Consider the following 19627-nt stretch of genomic DNA (forward strand, 5'->3'; position numbering starts at 1 on the left):
TGTGAGAAAATTAAAGCTGCAGTCCATTTCTTTCTCATTTATGGCCATTGTCTTGGTGCTATCTGGCTGCGGCACTAATAAAGAAGCCGGGACAGTTGGCGCAGATGGTGGAAAGGTTGTCATTAGAATGGCGAATTTAGTGACAGATAACAATTTTTTAAATACCGGATATAAAAAATTTAAAGAGGTAGCTGAAAAGGAAAGCAATGGACAAATAGAAGTGCAAATATACAGCGGAGGCACTTTAACGCCGTCGGAAGATATGGAGTATGAAATGTTGCAGACAGGTGTGCTGGATGTTGTCACAAATGCAGCCTTTATTGTGGCAAGTAATGCCAAGGCGCCTTCTTATAATATTTTTGATGTTCCGTTTTTATTTTCAAATGAGGAAGAAATGTATAAATTAACCGATGGCGAGTATGGCGAAGTCCTAAGGAATGACTTGGAAAGTAAATCAAACGCCTATTATTTAGGGGTTTTCAGTATTGGTTCTTTTGCCATTGCCAACAATCAACGGGAAATACGCAAACCTGATGATTTAAAAGGTTTGAAGATTAGGAGTACAACGACGCCTCTCCAATCGGGGACCATTTCTGCAATGGGGGCGAACCCTACACCGATTTCATATGGTGAAATTTTCACCTCTTTACAGCAGGGGACGATAGATGGTGTACAGACGACAACCCCGTTAATCCATGCAGACAGATTTTACGAAGCGGCGGAACATTTAACACTTACCAGACATTTTCCATTGCCTCATGTTTTGATGGTAAATAAAAGTTTTTATGACAGCCTGACAGATGAGCTAAAGGATGTAGTCGACAAAGCTGCTGAGGAACAAATTAAATATGCCAGAGAGCTGGCAATCAAAGCAGAAAAAGATGCGATCGAAGAAATGAAAAAAGAAGGTGTAAAAGTTGTAGAGCCGAGTGAAGATGAACTTGAATTATTCATAAAAGCTGTTCAGCCGGCCGTTGACAATAATATTGATAAAGTGGGCGTGGAAAATTATGACATGGCATTGGATATTTTAGGGAAAAGCAAATAATCCATAAGGATTGGCTTCAATAAATAGAGTTGGGGTGAGTAAAAACAATATGGGTGATAAGAAGGATCTTTTTAGAATGGAAGGTTTCTTTTGCGTTTTTTTATTGGTGATAATGACTGTCATTATGTTTGTTGAAGTAGTGGCAAGGTATATTTTTGGGACTTCTTTCATGTGGATTGAGGAACTAACTAGATATCTATTTATTTGGCTTACTTTTACCGGGGCGGCATATGTAACTGCTACACAGTCTCATATAAAGGTTGATGCTACTTTGGCTTTATTTCCAAAGAAAGCGCAACCGATTGTAAAAAAAATAGGCTTGTTTATCTGGTTGTTATTTTCTATTGTGATTACTTATGTGGGTTTTGAGTATTCATTCACGATGCTGGAAGTTGGCGGAGATTCGCCGGCCATGGGATTGGCGAAAGGAATCGTCTATCTGGGGATTCCATTAGGATATTTACTAATGTCTATTAGACTTACAGTTCAATTATTCAGGAAAAATATGAATCCGACACAACAAGATGTTCAAGTGTAAGGGGGGGAGCATTCATGGGTACAGTTATATTGCTGCTGTTTGGGATATTAATTTTGTTAGTTTGTCTACAGGTGCCGATCGCTATTGCATTAGCCGCATCAAGTCTTTTAGTAGTATTAATTGAGGGATCTGTTCCATTAACCTTATTTATTCAAACATCTTTTAGTTCAATGGATTCTTTCCCCTTAATCGCGATTCCGTTTTTCATTTTGGCTGGTGATATTATGAGCAGAGGCGGCATGGCGAAAAGATTGGTGGAATTTATTCAAAGTATGGTTGGTTCGTTAACAGGAAGTCTCGGTATCATTACTATTATTGCCAGCTTTATTTTTGCTGCTATTTCAGGATCAGGAGCCGCAACAGTAGCAAGTATTGGTGCTATCCTTATTCCTTACATGTTAAAGAGCGGATATGCCCCGGGATATGCTGCATCTATAGCTGCCAGCGCGGGCGGATTAGGTCCTATTGTTCCTCCAAGTATTGTATTTATTTTATACGGGGTCATGTCCGGCACATCAATCAGCGATTTGTTTATTGCGGGGATAATGCCTGGTATATTAGTGGCTGTTTCCTTACTTATCGTGAATTACCTTATTTGTAAAAGAGAAGGATATGGCACGGTAAATCATAGGGTATTTGCAGAAACCGCGGCTACCTTTGAGGAAAAGCAAAAAGTAAGCTTTTGGAAAGCGCTTAATGAAGCAAAGTGGGCGCTTTTAGCTCCCGTTCTCATACTTGGAGGGATATACGGCGGAATCGTTACACCTACCGAAGCAGCAGTTGTCGCTGTAGTATATAGTCTTATTATTTGTACATTCTTTTATCGCGAGATTAACTTGAAGAACTTTTTGGAGATTTTCCTTCAATCAGCCCGTACATCGGGATCTATCTTGATTTTTGTCAGCGCGGCTTCGTTTTTTGGACAAGTATTATCCATTGAGAGAATACCTCAATTCCTGGCCGACACCATTTCAGGCTGGACAACGAACCCGTTAATTATCCTACTATTAATTAATATTTTTCTTTTAATAGTTGGCATGTTTATGGAGACAATAGCAGCAGTACTCATATTTGTTCCGTTATTACTTCCTATTGTCCTTGCTTTGGGGATCGATCCTATCCACTTTGGGATGATTGTGTGCTTGAATTTGAGTTTGGGGTTAATAACACCACCGCTTGGAATCAATTTATTTATTGGCAGCAACATCGCCAATATATCATTTGAAAAGGCCTTAAGATATGTCGTGCCTATTTTCGGCGCATTACTTGTTGTGTTATTCATCATAACGTATATTCCTTCCATTACGTTATTCCTTCCAAAATTAATCGGTGGATGAAGAAAAGAAGCATCGCTTTTTTCGGCGATGCTTTGTTTTATCCGTCGTTAACTGGCAGTAAGCCCTTAGGAAAACGAGCACGGTAAGCAGTAAATCAACTGCCCGTAAACGCCCGATTGGTTCAACTAACAAGCAGCGGACGAAAGGTCCCCGCTGCTTGAAGTTTCCCTTTATTTTTCAATGTTGTATTTTTTCATTTTTCTTACAAGCGTTGATTGGTCGACTTTCATGGCCAAAGCAGCTTTTCGGATGCTTGGGAAATTTTGAATGGTGTCTTTAATAATTTGCGCTTCAAATGCTTCTAAGCGATCTTTTAAAGGTGCTGCGTTAGGTTGGTAGGCCGATGCGCCTATTGCCGGTCCCTTCATGCTGAATTTCAAATCGTCCTGAAATCTGAGTTCATTTTGCAGGTCATCAATCCCAATTTCAGGGTTTAAGCTCATCAAAGCGACTCTCTCCACTATATTTTGTAATTCACGGACATTTCCCGGCCAATCATAATTGATAAACGCATTTAAAGCCTCATTGGAAAACTTACGGTTAATCCCATATCTTTGATTAATTCCGTTTAAAAAATGATAAATAAGCGGAATGATATCCTCTTTTCTTTCTTTCAAAGGGGGTATCTCGATCGGAATGATATTTAAACGATAATACAAGTCTTCTCTAAATGTCCCGCCGGCAACCATTTTCGATAAGTCGCGATGTGTTGCGGCAATGACACGTATATCTACCGGAATGGGCGTGGTTCCGCCTATGCGTGTTATTTCATGTTCTTGGAGAACGCGCAACAATCTTACTTGCAATTGCAGTGGCATCTCCCCAATTTCATCCAGAAAGATGGTGCCATGGTTGGCCGCTTCGAATAATCCGGCTTTTCCTTTTTTATGGGCGCCGGTAAAAGAGCCTGATTCATAGCCGAATAATTCAGATTCCAACAGAGATTCGGGGATGGCGCCACAATTAATTTTGATTAAAGGATGATCTTTTCTAAAACTATGGCGATGAATCAATTCCACAATTTTTTCTTTTCCCACCCCCGAAGCTCCTTGGATTAAAACGCCGGAATCTATTTGTGCTACTCTCAGTGCGCGGTCGAGCACATCTTTCATCATATCAGAATGTGCGATAAGGGAAAGTTTTGGATCGCTTTGTTCTTTTAGTAATTCTAATTCTTGATGAATTTGCTTATTTTTCTGTTCCAATTGTTTGATTTCTGCTTCGAGTAAATTCAATTGGGTTAGATCCCTGACATTATTTACGACCTTTTCGATTTCGCCATCTTTGTTACGGATCGGGACCGCTGACACAAGGATGGTGGCGCCGGTATTGATTTTTTGAATAATCGTAACTGCTTTGTCCTCTCTTAAAGCTTTTAAAGAAGCGGAAGCATCAATAACGCCTTCTTCTTCGAGCTCTTTTAGGCTGCGGCCAATACAATCTTTTGTGGATAACCCTGTAATTTTTTCATATGAAGGATTCTGATGTATGATCACGCCCTCATGATCGGAAATCACAATTCCGTCAAAAGAGGAGTTGATTACCTCATTTAATTCGTTTCTTAAGCTTTGTAATGAATCTTTTTCTTTTGTCAATCTCAATAATTGATCAATCGGGTTTATAAAGACGATAAATTGATTGTTATGAAACAGGGCGGATACTTCTGCCGGATAGTTGAGTAAGCAAAAAGACTGGGCTCCTCGCAAGGTAGTCTCAATCATAGTGTCAAAATAATAGCTGAATTTTTGAGCGATTGAATTTGAAAATAGAATATCACCTTGTTTATTTAATACTAAAACACCAATTATGTTTATTTTAGACAGTAAATTGTGCATAAAACCCCACCTTTTATTGCTTTGTGGCAAAAATGATGATATTTTGCATCACTGTAGTTAATCATACATCATTTTTTGATGAAAAAATACATACAATCGCTAAAATGACAGATTAAAAGTTGGCATAAAAATTGCAATAAATTAAGAAGGACAGGAATATGTACAATCAGGAGGTTATTTTATGTCTAAATCAACAAGCATATCTTCCTTTTCATCGGAAAAGTTGAAGTCCATGTTACACGATATGATGCTCATTAGGAAATTTGAAGAGACCTTAAAAAAGCTATATCAGCAAGGAAAAATCCATGGAACCATGCACTTATGCATCGGACAAGAAGCGACAGCGGTAGGAGCGTGTGTGCCCTTAACGAAGGAGGATAAAATTACAAGCACTCACCGCGGCCATGGGCACAGTATCGCCAAGGGGACAGATGTCAAAAAAATGATGGCTGAACTGCTTGGAAAAGAAAGCGGATATTGTAAAGGCAAAGGAGGGTCGATGCACATTGCTGACTTGGATGTTGGAAACCTTGGGGCAAATGGGATTGTGGCCGCAGGGTTGCCGTTAGGAACAGGCGCAGCTCTAACATCGAAAATGAAGGACTTGGGATATGTTGTTTTATGTTTTTTTGGAGATGGCGCAACCAACGAGGGAGCTTTTCATGAAGCCCTTAATTTGGCTTCGGTGTGGGATCTGCCTGTTATTTTCTTTTGTGAAAACAATCTTTATGGGATGTCCGGATCGGTAAAAGAAATGACAAACATTGAAAACATTGCAGATCGCGGAGCAGCATATGGAATTCCGGGTGTTATCGTTGATGGAAATAACATAATAGAAGTCGTGGAATCTACAACAAAGGCAGTAGAAAGAGCAAGAAGCGGGAAGGGACCGACTTTAATAGAGGCCAAAACATATAGATGGGAAGGCCACTCTCGCAGTGATGCCAGAAAATATAGAACAAGAGATGAAGAGAAAGAGTGGAAAAAACAGAGAGACCCCATCTCCCTATTTAAAGAGCGTTTAATTGCTGAAAACGTTTTGACAGAAGAAGAATTTAACGAATTGGATAAAAAAGTACAGACGCAAATGGATGAAGCAATTGAGTTTGCCGAAAACAGCCAAGACCCCAGCTTGGAAACCCTGACAACAGATATTTATGCATAAAAAGAAAGGTGACGGAAGAAATGCGAGAAATCACATATTCGGAAGCGATTAGAGAAGCCATGAGCCAAGAAATGAGAAAAAATCCGGACGTTTTTATAATGGGAGAAGATATTGGTATCTATGGAGGCGCCTTTGGTGTAACAAATGGAATGGTTGAAGAATTTGGAAAGGAACGGGTAAGGAACACCCCCATCTCCGAGGCGGCTATTAGTGGTTGTGCAGTAGGAGCCGCAATGACAGGCATGAGGCCCATCTTAGAAATTCAGTTTTCTGATTTTATCATGATTGCGATGGACAATATTGTGAACCAAGCAGCAAAAATGCGCTATATGTTTGGCGGTAAAACGAAAGTACCTATCGTTGTGAGGCTCCCGGGAGGCTCCGGTGCGGGATTTGCCGCACAGCATTCCCAAAGCTTGGAAGCTTGGATGGCGCATGTTCCAGGCTTGAAAGTGGTTCAGCCTTCAACAGCATATGATGCAAAAGGATTAATGAAAGCAGCACTTAAAGATGACAACCCTGTTTTATTTTACGAACATAAACTTCTTTACAATTCAAAAGGAAAAGTCCCGGAAGAAGAGTATGAGATTCCATTGGGTGAAGCAGATATTAAGAATGAGGGAACTGATATAACGATTATTGTAACCGGTATTATGGTCAACAGGTCGCTTGAGGCGGCCAAACAGCTTGAACAAGAAGGGATTAGCGTGGAAATTATTGATCCCCGTACATTAGTGCCGTTAGATACAAAGACGATTTTAGAGTCAGTGAAGAAAACAAGTCGCGCCTTGGTAGTATATGAAGCTGTAAAAAGAGGCGGATATGGCGCGGAGATTGCAAGTATGATTGCGGAAAGTGATGTCTTTGACTACTTGGATGCCCCTATTAGACGGTTAGGAGGTGTTGCCACGCCAATTCCCTATAATCTGAAATTGGAAAAAGCGGCGGTTCCCCAAGTAGATGATATTGTTCGAGAATGCAGAAAGTTAATGAATAAGTAAAGGAGGTCTCGTCATGGCATCAGAAGTGGTTATGCCGAAAATGGGCGCAACAATGGAAGAAGGAACCATTGTCGCCTGGTTGGTTCAAGAAGGAGAAATGGTAGAAGAAGGGGACCCCATTGCTGAAGTTCAGACAGATAAAATCACTTTAGAAATTGAAGCGGAGACAACGGGTGTTTTACTGAAAACCTTATTTGATGCAGGGGCTACCGTACAAGTCCATGAGGTGATTGCTTACGTTGGTGAGGCTGGTGAAAGTATAGAAGATGTTGCGGAAAAACCAAAAAGTACCCGAAGTAAGTACGCTGGGGACGATGGGCAAAAAACGGTTGAAAAAGATACTGTTGAAGATAAGCCGGCCGAAACTGGAGAAAAAGTCAGGAGAACGCCCGCTGCGAGAAAATTGGCAGATGATCATCAAGTAAATGTAAGAGATATTACCGGTTCGGGCCCGCTTGGCCGAATTCAAAAAATAGATGTTGAAAACTATTTGGCAGAAAAAAGAAAAAGAATTACCCCTTTGGCTAACAAAATGGCCTATGAACAAGGGCTTGACTACAACGGTTTACAAGGAACTGGGCATCGCGGGAAAATTGTGAAAGATGATCTTGTTTCCTTGGATTCCGCTACTATACAAGAAGCACAACCAGTGGGCGGTCAGGCCGTTAAGCGAGTTCCGTTTAAAGGAATGCGCAAAGTGATAGCTGAGAGAATTTCGGAAAGTGCTTATACAGCTCCTCATGTCACTCTTTTATCGGAAATAGATATGACAAAATGTGTATCCCTTCGCCAGGAGTTGTTACCTGTTATTGAAAGTATGGAAGGGCTAAGAATTTCTTATAATGAGATGGTCATAAAAGCGGTGGCTTATACGTTAAAACAGCATCAAGATATTAATATTTCCCTGGAAGGAAATGAAATCGTCCACCATTCTGGCATTCATATCGGAATGGCGGTGGCGGTGCCGAATGGTTTGGTTGTTCCTGTTCTGCGGGATGTGGAGCAAAAAGGATTGGTGGTTCTTACGAAGGAGGCAAAACATATCGGAAAGCTTGCCCGTGAAGGCTGGTTGTCTCCTGATGATATGCGAGGAAGCACGTTTACAGTCAGTAATTTGGGAATGTATGCTGTTGATGGATTCACACCGATTATTAATGCCCCAAACTCAGCCATCTTGGGGGTAGGCCGCATTCAAGAAAAACCCGTTGTTGTAGATGGCCAAGTTGCTATTCGTTCCATGATGAACGTAAGTCTGTCTTTTGATCATCGCATTATTGATGGTGCTCCTGCAGCAGCGTTTCTTACTGATTTAAAAAACACATTGGAAAATCCCTTTAAATTAATCGTATAAGGTGGTAACAGTATGACGTCGTATGATGTTATAATCGTTGGCGGAGGGCCGGGTGGATATGTCGCGGCACTCAGGGCAGCGAAAAATGGAAAAAGAACAGCACTTGTCGAAGCGGATCACCTGGGAGGCACATGTCTAAACAGAGGATGTATCCCTTCCAAGACGCTGTTAAAACATGCCGAATTGATCGAGAATATTGAGAAGGCGAACAATTGGGGAATTAAGACAGAAAATCTGCGTTTTTCCTTAGAAGAAATGTTTGCGCGCAAAGACCAGGTAATCGCCACTCTCAGAAGTGGCATTCAACATTTATTACGTGCCCAAAAAATAGATGTCTATCATGGTTATGGCACCATCCATAATGACAAACAAGTGACCGTTCAAATGGAAAATGAATCAAAGAAAATAAGCGGTCACAACATTATTATTGCGACAGGAAGCCAACCTGCCGTCCCGCCCATTGATGGACTGGATGTGGTTGCTTATCAAACAACAGATACCATTTTCAATATTTCATATATCCCCCAGTCTATTATTATCGTGGGTGGAGGAGTCATTGGCGTGGAGTTTGCCAATATTTTTGCCAGTTTGAAAACGAAAGTCACGATTATTGAACTTGGCGATACAATTATACCAACTGAAGATGATGACGCTTCAAAAGCCTTGCTGAAGTGTCTAAAGAAAAAGGATATAAAGGTATTAACAAAAAGTCAGGTAGAATCGGTTTATGAAAGCGATCAGCAAAAGGCAGTAAATATTACTACACAAACAGGTAAAACAGAGACTCTAACAGCCGATGAAATACTGTTGGCTGTCGGCCGCAACCCCAATTTGTCCGCGGTTGCAGAATTGAATCTTCAAATGAATGGCGGGCACATCGCTGTAAACGAGTATTTGGAAACAAGCAAAAAGGATTATTTTGCCATTGGAGATGTGATTGGAAGAATGCAATTGGCTCATGTAGCCAGTGCAGAAGGGGTAACCGCCGTTGAAAATTTGGATGGCAATAAAGTAAAAATGAATTATACAGTCATGCCACGCTGTATTTATACAAATCCGCAAGTAGCCAGTGTAGGAATGAGTGAATCCGATCTAAAAGAAAAAGGGATTCAATATAAAGCGCATAAATATTCTTTTTCTGGAAACGGCAAAGCTTTGGCGGCGGGAGACACAGATGGTTTTTCCAAAGTGATGATTGATGAAAAATATGGGGAAATCTTAGGAGTTGTCATGGTCGGTGCTCATGTGACCGAAATGATCAGCCAATCTTCTGCCTATATGTTTTTGGAAGGAACAGTTGATGAGCTGGCTGAAATGGTACAGCCTCATCCATCCTTCTCTGAGGCATTGATGGAATCCGCGAACGCATTGATTGGAAAAGGAATTCATTCTTAATGATAGAAAGAAGGGCATTCTATGTTTGATGTAAAAGGAAAAAAAGCAATTATTACCGGTGGTGCTCAAGGACTGGGCTTTTCATTGGTAAAAGCTTTTCATAACGAGGGTGTTGAAATTGCGGTGATTGATATTTCGCATGAAATACTCAATATTGCCGAGAAAATAGGTAACGATGGCTCAACAATTCATGCTGTAAAGGGAGACTTGTTACATATAGAAAGCCTCAGAGAATCATTTAAAAAGGCTTTAGAACATTTAGGCGGAACTGTTGATATTTTAATTAACAGTGCCGGTTTAATAGAGAGAAAGCCGGCTTTTGAGTTTTCGCTTGAGAGTTGGAACAGAATTTTGGGGCTTAATGTAACTTCGGTTTTCGAATTATCCAGATTAGCTGCGATTGAAATGAAAAAGCAAGGATCGGGAAAAATTATGAATATGGGATCGATTCTCTCGGTGTTGGGCGGCTTTCATGCAGCAGCTTATTCGACCAGCAAGGGTGCTATTTTGCAAATGACAAAATCGTTATCGAATGAATGGGCGTGTTACGGCATCCAAGTGAATGCAATTGCACCAGGCTATATGTTAACAACAATGAATAATGATCTCGTGAATGATGTAGAACGAAGAGTGCAAGTAGACGCTAGAATCCCTGCTAAAAGATGGGGCACACCTGAAGATGTTGTTGGTCCTGCCTTATTTTTAGCTTCTTCGGCTTCTGACTATGTGACAGGAACGTTAATTCCTGTAGACGGTGGAGTATTGGGCAGATGAAACTATATACCTCCTTGTCAAAAGAAGGTCATAAGAGGAAAAGAACACAGATAGGAACCCGTCAATGATGGTCGTGAATATCTGTCTGAGATGGAATGGCAGTAAACGAAATAGCGCAAGTTTCAATATGGTTAACCGCTTTGAAACGAAGGAGGGATTTTCGTCCGTTTCTCCAGGTGAAGATATCATCATTGCGGTTTCTTAGGTGTTTTTGAAAATGACCGCTATGGTCGAGAGTGTCAATATTTTGTTCAGGCAGGTTACCTGTCTAGGAGAAAAGTAAGCGGCCCCCTGCCAAGTAGACAGCGGAAATAAACGGCTTTAGATCTCTATATTTTCAGGGACTGAAGCCGTTTCATTTTTCATGGTATCTCTTGTGTTCTTTAGCGTTTTTCTCCACCATTCGTATCATGAATGACCCCTATTTCTCAAGGTTCTGTAAAATAATCGGCAGAGGGGCCGAAATGACCGTGAATGATAGAGCAGTAAGATTTGTATGGATCAACATAGCTCATCAATCGCGGGTTTCTATATTTTTCTGGCTATTAAACGAATAAAATAGTTTAATAGAGATAATATAATAAAAAGGGGTTGTACATATGGAGATGTGTTATCGCCACATTCTTGTAGCAGTGGACGGTTCGGAGCCTGCGGAATGGGCTTTTCGAAAAGGGGTTGAGGTTGCAAAGAGACATGATGCAACGTTGCACCTTGTTCATGTGGTAGATACAAGCCAATATCGCGGTATTCAAATGTATGATATACATTTTACCGAAAAAGCTATAAATCGTGCCAAGGAGCTTTTAGATGGCTACGTACAGGAAGCAAAAGACAAAGGGATTGAAAAGGTCGAAACGCTCGTTGAGGAAGGCTCGCCAAAGGTGGTTATCACGAAGAAGGCTGCAAAAAAAACTGGTTCCGACCTCATTATTTGTGGAGCCACCGGGGTGACTGCGGTGGAAAGAATGTTTCTTGGCAGCGTTTCCGAACACATTACCCGCCACGCTGAATGTGATGTCCTTGTTGTAAGAACAGAAAAAGATTAAATGAACATGACGAAGAAGGGCCTGTCAAAAAAGCCCTCAAAACTAATCAGTCGGAAGAAAAAAACATTTTTCTCTGACTGATTTTGCATTTGTAGGATTGGATTGTCTGTAAATGGAGGTAATCGAAAGAACGGACATCTTCCCGATTTATCCGTGACCCAATGATGGAAAGAAGCCCAAATGCCGGTCACCATTCCGCGCTATTCAAGGGAGTAAAACGAAAGCCCATCATCATTCGGAACCAAGAGAGGAAGTCGCAAACCTGTTCATCACCCCCGGCTGATCGTCCCCGCCCAAGAGAAGAAAGCATAAAACTGGCCATTACTCCCGGTTGATGATCCCTTCCAACTGAATAAACCCGCAAAGAGGGGCGGAATCGCATCTAAGAAAAGGGGGCAATCAGGCAATTTGTCGGTCTTTGGATATGTTCTCTTTATTAAAATTTTTTTTAAAAGAACGACCCTTTTTGGATAATCCCTCTAATCCATTGAAGATTTTGATGCGTTTCGCTTGTTTTCTCTAATATCCGGGATTTTTATTTTTAATGTAAATTGATTTTGAATCACGGAAAAATCGAGCACTCCACGGTATTTATTGACGATTCTATTGATTTCCTGCGTTCCGATTCCTTCGTGATGTCCCGCTTTTGTAGATGTTGCTTTGTTCGTAAACATTCGTTCGATTATGTGTTCGGGAAGGGGCAGGGTATCGTTTTGGCAATGAATGATCCAGATGCCGCTCTGTCTTCGGCATATTAGGCACACTTTACCCGGTTTCTCCTTATTTTTGCCAAATTCGGCTGCGGCTTCAATAGCATTTTCCAACATATTTCCTAAAAATGAGACACATTCGAATTCAGAGAGCGGCAATCCCGATAAAGGGTGTTGGATGTGATAGTCCAAGACAACTTCCTGTTCCTTTGCTTGTTCAAGATATGAGTATAAAATGCCCGCGATGACATTGGATTCACCGCGAATGATTTGATCCAATTCGATATAGCGGGAATGTACATCAGCCTTATAGGCTGATATTGCCCCGGATTCCCCGTCATGATGCAATAGGGCCGCTGCATGCTTTTGAAGATCGTGCCGTTGTCTTCTTAATTCATATAATAAGGCTTTTTGTTGTTCAAAGTTTGCAGCCATGGCCATTCTTCTTTGTTTTTCTTCCCGAACCGTTTGCATCATCACCAATAACGCAATAAGCTGCGCAATCATTCCGAGCATTAAAAAGGGCGTGTCCGTGAAAAATGCCGCGGCAATCCAGCATAATTGCAATAAAGCGGACATGACAAGCCATAAAAATGGAGCAGGGCCTTTTTTCGCAAGCGGAATATGTAAAAGTGCCCCGATGCATAATAGAGCAGCGATCATCAGATGTTTCGTCCAGAACATCCATCCGACCGCCAAAACCCATGGAATCAGAAGTATGAATAATTCCACCTTTTCACCTCAAAAATAATACTTTTGCAAGTAATCCATTTTTTCTTTCGTTAACATGGCGATGTTTTTTGTACCTTCAAATGATACACTGTATGATTTTTTTGTATAAACCGAAAAGCTTTTTACATAATGAAGATTAATGATAAAGGAACGGTGGGAACGGATAAATTGGTGTTCCCTAAGACTCCCCTCCAGCTCCGTGATCGTCATATATGTGATAAAAGTATCGTTACTGGTATGGATTGTTGTGGTGCGTCCTGTTCGTTCAACAAAGATGATGTCTTTTTTGGGAATCAATTCAATGCGTCCTTTTTGCTTTAGGACAAGCCTGCCCGTAAGATTTCCGGAGTGCTGCTTTTCCCGATATTTATCCAATGCCTGTAGCAGACGCTCTTTTTTATACGGTTTCAAAATATAATCATGGACATTCAGTTCAAAAGCATGAACGGCGTAACCGCTCTTGGCTGTCACAAAGATGACCGTGATCAGCAGTCCATGCATTTGGATAAAGTCTGCAAGTTCATATCCCGAAATGCCCGGCATTTCGATATCGGCTATCAAGAGGTCGATCTTGTTTTTTTGAATTTCCAAATAGGCTTCTTCGGAATCGGTTGTGGCAAAGACAATCTCAACGTCATCTATCGGCTCCAATATAAACTTTATTTTTTCGAGATCAATGAATCTATCATCGACGATTCCAACCCTCATCTGAAAAGCTCCTTTGAAAAATCTATGTATTATTATAAAGCATTTCTCAGCAATATTCAGGAAAATCATGTAGGGACAGGCCAAGTAATCCATCCTTCGCTCTTTTTGCGACATATAACTCCCCCTTCGCGACATGGTGGCAGACGGAGTCTCCTTATCGATATACAATAAGATTGAGTGCAAAAAGGAGATGAGTGAAAATGATTCAAGTAGCGCATGTCTCAAAACAATTTAAAGATAAAAAGCAAGTGATAAAAGCGGTTGATTATGTATCGTTGCAAATACGAAAAGGGCATGTGACAGGTCTGATCGGGGAAAATGGCGCGGGAAAAACAACGTTATTGCGCATGCTTTGTACGCTGATTGAACCGGATGAAGGAACCATCTCGATTGATGGTGAAAATATCTTTCATCATAAAGAAAAAGTGAGACGCCGACTCGGTGTTTTGTTTGGTTCGGAAACCGGCTTGTATAACCGCTTGACAGCCAAAGAAAATCTGGAGTATTTTGGGAATCTTTACGGCATGACGCAACATGATATTAAAAACAGAATAGAAACGCTGGCGAAACGCTTTGGCATGCGCAAATATATGGATAGAAAAGTGGAAGGCTTCTCAAAGGGCATGAAACAAAAAGTGGCGATTGCCCGCACACTAATTCATGATCCGGATATTATTTTATTTGATGAACCAACGACGGGCCTGGATATTACTTCTTCCAATATTTTTCGTGAATTTATTTATCAGTTTAAGAGTGCGGGGAAAACGATTGTTTTTTCTACTCATATTATGGATGAAATCGCCCATCTTTGCGAGGATGTTATTATGATGCACAAAGGACAGATTGTATATGAAGGTGGATTGGAAGAGTTATATGAAGCAGAAAACAGCAGGGATCTGAATTATTTATTCACTTCAAAAGTAGTTAGGGGTGATTTATATGTTTAAAACGATATTTTTAAAAGAGATGAAAGATGTACTTCGCGATAAAAGGAGCATTACTCTGCTTGTTTTGCTGCCCTTATTGATGATGATGGCATTAACGATCTTTTATGATAAAATCTTGACCTCCCACAGTGATAAAAGCTTCCAAGTCGGTGTTGAGAAAGCAGCGGACCGAGAATTCATCGATCAGTTAGAAACGTATTTGCCTGATGCGACAATCAAGGAATATGCAGATGTGCAAAAAGCGGTTGAAGAGAAAGAGGCCCAGATCGGGATTTCGATCGATTTCGCTTGGAACGAAAAGCTAAAAAAGCAAGAGAAAATCCCTGTACATATTTACTTTGATCCCGGGAGCCAGGAGTCATCAAACGCCTTCAGTCTTGTACAAACCGTTTTTTCCAACTGGCAAAATGAGACCATTCAACTTCGTTTGAAAGAACAGCAACTGGATCCGTCTGTGCTTGAAGTCTTTCAAATAGAAACGAAGACAACGAAAGATGAAGATGATGCGATCGCTTCCTTTATGTTGTCCATTTTGATTCCTTTACTCATTCCGATCGCGATCGCAAACGGTTCTTATCCATCCGCCACCGAGCTGTTTGCGGGAGAAAAGGAAAAGAAAACAATCGAAGCATTGCTCATAACGCCTGTAAAACCGATAAAAATTTTATTGGCAAAATGGCTGACTATATCACTCCTGGGCATTTTTACGGGCTTGCTGTGCATTGGGCTGCTCAGCCTACTCATGAATTTTACGACGGAACTTAAAAAAGGGCTGGGCGCGCTGGAGCATCCACTGTTATTTGTTTCCATGAGCGTTGTTATCATTGTTCTGTTCGCCATTTTCATGGCGGAGGTTGAAATGATTTTAAGTATGCTGGCCAAATCGGTAAAGGAAGCCGGATATTATATTACGCCGGTTATGGGTCTGATGACGCTTCCAATGCTGTTCATGTTCTTTACAAACGAATCGTTAAATCTTGCTTTATATTCCATCCCGTTCATGAATCTGTTTATATTTGTCCGCGATGCATTTACCGGCCAATTGACCGTTGCGGCATTTTTGATCGCGGTGGGATGTTATGTTGTTATCATCGGCTTACTATTTCCGATTGCCCTGAAAATGTTTCATAATCATCGTCTCATGCTGGGGAAATAATCTATATGGATAAATAAGGCATTTATGAGGAAGACAAGTTCTTCATATATCATTTTTTTCAATCAACAAGAGGGGATGGATGCCAAATGCTGCAAGTGTGACGATGGACGCGTGGTTGAGGGATTGAATAGGGATTCTCGGTGCTCCCAAGGGATGTCTGGGTGAAAGTAGGCGCTCAAGCAATCCCTGACTCTAACCTGAAAATTTCAAGCATCGTTAGAAATAGCAAGACACACTAGTTGAGCACCTTACCTTACTATTTGCAAGCAGCTGAAAAAGACTTCTTCTCGAACGAATAAAGGCGCATAGCTAACGTAGCATGCGCCAATTTGTTTCTTTGAAAATGTATGTATTAATGCAATGGTCTATAATAAGATGAAGAATCTTCTTTCTTTCCTTCCAATTGGGCGAATTTACCTTTTAGTGTTTCAAGCAAGTACAGCCTGATAAAATATTGCAACTCATATTCGTCCATTTCTTTTACAATTTCCAACAGATCTTCGTGATCATACCCTTCCAAAACGGCAAAAGTAATCATGTCTAAATCTTCTTCCTCTCCGGTTAATTTATCCCGGTATAATTCAAATAACTCATCAATCAGTTTCATTTTGATCAACCCCCTTTCAGAATACGCTGCTCCTTTTATATATACCCATCATTGAAGTAATAAATCAGAGTCACTATTAATCCCATTATTAAGAATAAAATAAGATTGTGCAAGGCAAAATATGCATAAAAAATTGGTTGAAGGAGTCATAACAGTGAACGAGGAAAAGAAAACTTACTATATCTCCGTTGGAGCCGGCGAAATTATGAGGGTTCCGAACGCGTCCCCATGGGAATTTAAAATTGAAGCCACCGATGAAGAAATAACAGAGATGCGCGCAGTATTTGATATGATGCAGGATAACAGCATAGGTGATTTCCTTCGCGCGCATGTTCCATTTGTTGAGTATTCTCACGACCCGACTAATGATGCCCATGATGAAAGCCTGCACAAAATTTTTACGATGATTTACGAACTGGGAGATGCCGAAGCAAAGCAACATGTCAAAAGCCTTGGCATTTTGGACGGGTTTAAAAGTGATTGACATGTGACTCCTTTTCTTTATAATTGGTTCGATAACCAATTAAAGGATGATCTCACATGAGCATACAGTTTTTTGATCAAAAAGGAAAGCGTGTAACGCTCGCTTTTCAAAAAAACGCCTTTCAACAAAGTCCAGGCCATGTTTTGGCGATTTGCCGATATCGAGATGAATGGCTGTTAACAAACCATCCCGCAAGAGGTTTGGAATTCCCCGGCGGTAAATTGGAAAAGGGGGAATCCGTTGAAGATGCAGCCATCAGGGAGATCTATGAAGAAACCGGGGCTGTTGCGAACATCCAAGCATATGTCGGAGAATATTTGGTGGAAGAAAAAACTGGCGCATCATTTGTCAAAGCGATTGTTTTGGCAAACATACTGAAACTGGAAAAAAAGAATCATTATCATGAAACAAAAGGCCCCGTTTTCGTCCAGGGCGATTTGCTTGCGAAAGTACATGGTGAGGAATTCAGTTTTATCATGAAAGACCGAGTCGTAGAAGAAGCATTGAAAAGATGCTGTCCAGAAAGTCAGTAACACCTGATTTTCTGGACACTCTAACCACAAACATTTCCAAAATGTTAAGACCAATCCGTTTAGAAAAAAGGAAGCCCCTTTTCAACAGCAGAAAATACATTACTCGATATCATAGAATTATTCTTGAAGCAAAAGCTTTTTGAATGGGTTGACAAAAAACTGATCATAACACTGATTTCCAGAAGTGATGCATACAACAAAAATGAAAAGCGCACCGCCAGTCTGCCTTGACAAACCTTTACGTATCGGCGATCAAAAAAGATCAAACGGCTTAATACCCTCTAGAATACAGGGATCAAGCCGTTTAACACATTTTATTCATGCAAACAGCCGTGTAACAGCTATTATTTTTCTTTGATTGGTTCTTCCTGGGTTACCGCAATTTCATGCCGGTCTAAGCCATAATACTCTACGGTATAGTTTAACACGCGATGATTAACAGGCGTGATTTCAGCGCGATAAAGCGTTGGGATAACGGGAACTTCATCTACCATTAACTGTTGCCATTCTTTATACACTTCCTGACGATACTCCTGATCCATCGCTTTTTCGGATGCTCCTTCATCTAACAACCTATCATTTTCTTCACTTGCATAACGTGGAAAGTTAAACAATGCTTTGCGGCCATAGGTACCAGCAGGATTGACATCTGTTGCTACACTCCATGCCGCCATGTAGATATCAATCGCCGGATCATCTTCTCCCGTGTTTCCGACTCGATCATAAAAGGAGTTAAATTCGTGCAAACGACCGTCTAACAATTGAACATGTAAGCCAACATTTTTCCAAGCTTGAATATAGAAATTAGCAAGCGGTTCAGCCACATCTCCACCAGACATGGACGCAAAGTTAATCACCAGTTCTTTTCCTTGCGGATCTTCGCGCATGCCATCCCCATCGACATCCTTATAACCGGCCTCATCCAAGATTTTCTTTGCTTTTTCCGGGTCATATGTTAATCCCGGGTTATCTTTATCATGAAAAGTTGGATGTGATGGTGGGATTAAGGTGTTCGCTCTCCAGCGTAACCCGTGATAAAACTGTTTCCCTACTGCGTCGTTATCAATTGCGTGCCACATCGCTTTACGCAAATTCACATCGGCCATTTTCTTCTTTGGGTCAGGCTTTACTTCTTTCTTTTCTTTATCCCATGTTCCTAATTTAAAACCAATATAAGTGTAAGACATTTCGATATTGCCTAAAAATTCAACATTAGACATCTGCGCATTATCCGGGTATTGATCGGCTGGAAAACTATCAACTGTATCCACTTCACCTGTTTTTAATGCTTGGACGACCGTTTTAGGGTTAATGATTTTAAGCGTCACCTTATCTAATTTTGGTTCTCCCTCCCAATAATCTTCGTTTTTTGTCATCACTACAGCTTCTCCCGGGGTAATGCTTTCTATTTTAAACGGGCCGAAGCCAATCGGATTTTTCCGCACCGCGTCGGATTCCTCCATTTTGGCTACCGGAATATCTTTAAAGATATGCTTCGCTAAAGGCCGACTCCAAACACCGCCACTTAATAAAGAAGGGGATGCTTTTTTATACGTTATTCTTAAAGTTTTGTCATCAAGCACTTCAATCCCTGAAATAGAGTCGGCTTTCCCGCTATGATACTCTTCCATTCCTTCAATATTAATAAAATCATCATTATACCGGACCCCCGTGTAATCAGGATGTCCGATCACTTCATGAGCAAATGCCCAATCCTCGGCGGTTACCGGTTTGCCATCATGCCAATTGACATTATCCCGAATCTTAAAGGTAAACACTCTGCCACTTTCATCTACTTCAAATGTTGCGGCGCCATCTTGCGTTATATTATGATTTTTATCAGCATTTAGTAACCCACCATAAAACCAATCAATAATCTCTCCATCAGGTACCCCTGAGGAAAAATTATAATTTAAGATTCCCTCAAAAGGTGTATCATAAACGATGCCGTATTTAAAATGCCCACCATCTATGGCTTTTCCTTTGTTTGTCTTCTCCAGTTTAAAGTCATCAATGGAATATACCTGTTTACTCTCTTTTTCTGTCTTCTTATCACCAGACTCATCTGCCATACTGTCCTTTTTACCGCTGCATGCCGCCAAAGCAAGCAGCAGCCCAAGCGTACATGCATATAGCATGCGGCGCCATTTTCTTTTACTGCTCATTCAATGAACCTCCCCTTTTTTCATTTCTGCCATGGTGACTTCATCCTTACCATCATTATATGATGTAAGTAGCTTAAAAAATGCCGTGTTTATTT

At 40.9% G+C, this 19627-nt stretch carries 18 protein-coding genes; 13 read left to right on the top strand and 5 right to left on the bottom strand.

Going from position 1 to position 19627, the window contains the following annotated elements; translation table 11 throughout:
- The first annotated feature begins 1 nt into the window (after position 1).
- Genes MHB50_RS03690 through MHB50_RS03700 form a run of 3 tightly spaced genes read left to right on the top strand, consistent with a single transcriptional unit; the run spans position 2 to position 2923 of the window.
- Entirely contained in the window at positions 2-1048 is a 1047-nt protein-coding gene (locus tag MHB50_RS03690; protein ID WP_077110946.1) for a TRAP transporter substrate-binding protein, read from the top strand.
- A 49-nt stretch (positions 1049-1097) separates the two neighbouring features.
- Positions 1098-1586 (top strand): TRAP transporter small permease, encoded by a 489-nt coding sequence (locus MHB50_RS03695; RefSeq protein ID WP_205179624.1) that lies wholly within the window; start codon positions 1098-1100, stop codon positions 1584-1586.
- Positions 1587-1600: 14 nt separating this feature from the next.
- Entirely contained in the window at positions 1601-2923 is a 1323-nt protein-coding gene (locus MHB50_RS03700; RefSeq protein WP_205179621.1) for a TRAP transporter large permease, read from the top strand.
- A 170-nt stretch (positions 2924-3093) separates the two neighbouring features.
- Here the strand turns inward: MHB50_RS03700 and MHB50_RS03705 are convergent, their stop codons facing one another.
- Positions 3094-4758, bottom strand: a complete 1665-nt coding sequence (locus tag MHB50_RS03705) for a sigma 54-interacting transcriptional regulator (protein WP_205179620.1) — start codon at positions 4756-4758, stop codon at positions 3094-3096.
- 232 nt (positions 4759-4990) lie between these two features.
- On the opposite strand from MHB50_RS03705, the gene MHB50_RS03710 reads away from it, so the two are divergent.
- The 6 genes from MHB50_RS03710 (at position 4991) to MHB50_RS03735 (ending at position 11490) form a co-directional block, all read left to right on the top strand.
- Positions 4991-5923 (top strand): thiamine pyrophosphate-dependent dehydrogenase E1 component subunit alpha, encoded by a 933-nt coding sequence (locus MHB50_RS03710; protein ID WP_321189664.1) that lies wholly within the window; start codon positions 4991-4993, stop codon positions 5921-5923.
- Positions 5924-5943: 20 nt separating this feature from the next.
- On the top strand, positions 5944-6924 hold the full coding sequence (locus MHB50_RS03715; protein WP_205179615.1) for an alpha-ketoacid dehydrogenase subunit beta: 981 nt from the start codon (positions 5944-5946) through the stop codon (positions 6922-6924).
- A gap of 13 nt (positions 6925-6937) precedes the next feature.
- Positions 6938-8275 (top strand): dihydrolipoamide acetyltransferase family protein, encoded by a 1338-nt coding sequence (locus tag MHB50_RS03720; protein ID WP_205179614.1) that lies wholly within the window; start codon positions 6938-6940, stop codon positions 8273-8275.
- Positions 8276-8287: 12 nt separating this feature from the next.
- Positions 8288-9670 (top strand): dihydrolipoyl dehydrogenase, encoded by a 1383-nt coding sequence (gene lpdA, locus MHB50_RS03725; RefSeq protein ID WP_077110933.1) that lies wholly within the window; start codon positions 8288-8290, stop codon positions 9668-9670.
- Between the two features lie 21 nt (positions 9671-9691).
- On the top strand, positions 9692-10444 hold the full coding sequence (locus MHB50_RS03730; protein ID WP_077110932.1) for an SDR family oxidoreductase: 753 nt from the start codon (positions 9692-9694) through the stop codon (positions 10442-10444).
- A gap of 599 nt (positions 10445-11043) precedes the next feature.
- Positions 11044-11490: a universal stress protein gene (locus MHB50_RS03735; protein WP_340084869.1), complete on the top strand. Its 447-nt coding sequence runs from the start codon at positions 11044-11046 to the stop codon at positions 11488-11490.
- A 479-nt stretch (positions 11491-11969) separates the two neighbouring features.
- Here the strand turns inward: MHB50_RS03735 and MHB50_RS03740 are convergent, their stop codons facing one another.
- A complete protein-coding gene (locus MHB50_RS03740) occupies positions 11970-12932 on the bottom strand; it encodes a GHKL domain-containing protein (RefSeq protein ID WP_340084870.1) in 963 nt (320 codons plus the stop codon).
- Positions 12933-12941: 9 nt separating this feature from the next.
- The gene (locus tag MHB50_RS03745; RefSeq protein WP_339162027.1) at positions 12942-13640 is read right to left on the bottom strand and encodes a LytTR family DNA-binding domain-containing protein; all 699 of its coding nucleotides are present in this window, start codon (positions 13638-13640) and stop codon (positions 12942-12944) included.
- Positions 13641-13840: 200 nt separating this feature from the next.
- Here MHB50_RS03745 and MHB50_RS03750 point away from each other — a divergent pair, with 200 nt between their 5' ends.
- Entirely contained in the window at positions 13841-14587 is a 747-nt protein-coding gene (locus tag MHB50_RS03750; RefSeq protein WP_077110925.1) for an ATP-binding cassette domain-containing protein, read from the top strand.
- Positions 14580-15743: an ABC transporter permease gene (locus MHB50_RS03755; RefSeq protein WP_340084871.1), complete on the top strand. Its 1164-nt coding sequence runs from the start codon at positions 14580-14582 to the stop codon at positions 15741-15743. Before MHB50_RS03750 ends, MHB50_RS03755 begins: the two co-directional genes overlap by 8 nt.
- A 352-nt stretch (positions 15744-16095) precedes the next feature.
- Here MHB50_RS03755 and MHB50_RS03760 read toward each other — a convergent pair whose 3' ends face one another.
- A complete protein-coding gene (locus tag MHB50_RS03760; protein ID WP_077110922.1) occupies positions 16096-16350 on the bottom strand; it encodes a DUF6154 family protein in 255 nt (84 codons plus the stop codon).
- A 121-nt stretch (positions 16351-16471) separates the two neighbouring features.
- On the opposite strand from MHB50_RS03760, the gene MHB50_RS03765 reads away from it, so the two are divergent.
- Positions 16472-16834: a hydrolase gene (locus tag MHB50_RS03765; protein WP_340084872.1), complete on the top strand. Its 363-nt coding sequence runs from the start codon at positions 16472-16474 to the stop codon at positions 16832-16834.
- Between the two features lie 56 nt (positions 16835-16890).
- Positions 16891-17367 carry an RNA deprotection pyrophosphohydrolase gene (ytkD, locus tag MHB50_RS03770; RefSeq protein ID WP_340084873.1) on the top strand — a complete coding sequence of 159 codons (477 nt, stop codon included), beginning with the start codon at positions 16891-16893 and terminating at the stop codon, positions 17365-17367.
- Between the two features lie 344 nt (positions 17368-17711).
- On the opposite strand, the gene opp4A is transcribed toward ytkD, so the two are convergent.
- The gene (gene opp4A, locus MHB50_RS03775) at positions 17712-19532 is read right to left on the bottom strand and encodes an oligopeptide ABC transporter substrate-binding protein (RefSeq protein ID WP_340084874.1); all 1821 of its coding nucleotides are present in this window, start codon (positions 19530-19532) and stop codon (positions 17712-17714) included.
- Positions 19533-19627 lie beyond the last annotated feature (95 nt).

The organism is Siminovitchia sp. FSL H7-0308 (assembly GCF_037980985.1).
GTDB lineage: Bacteria > Bacillota > Bacilli > Bacillales > Bacillaceae_C > Siminovitchia > Siminovitchia thermophila.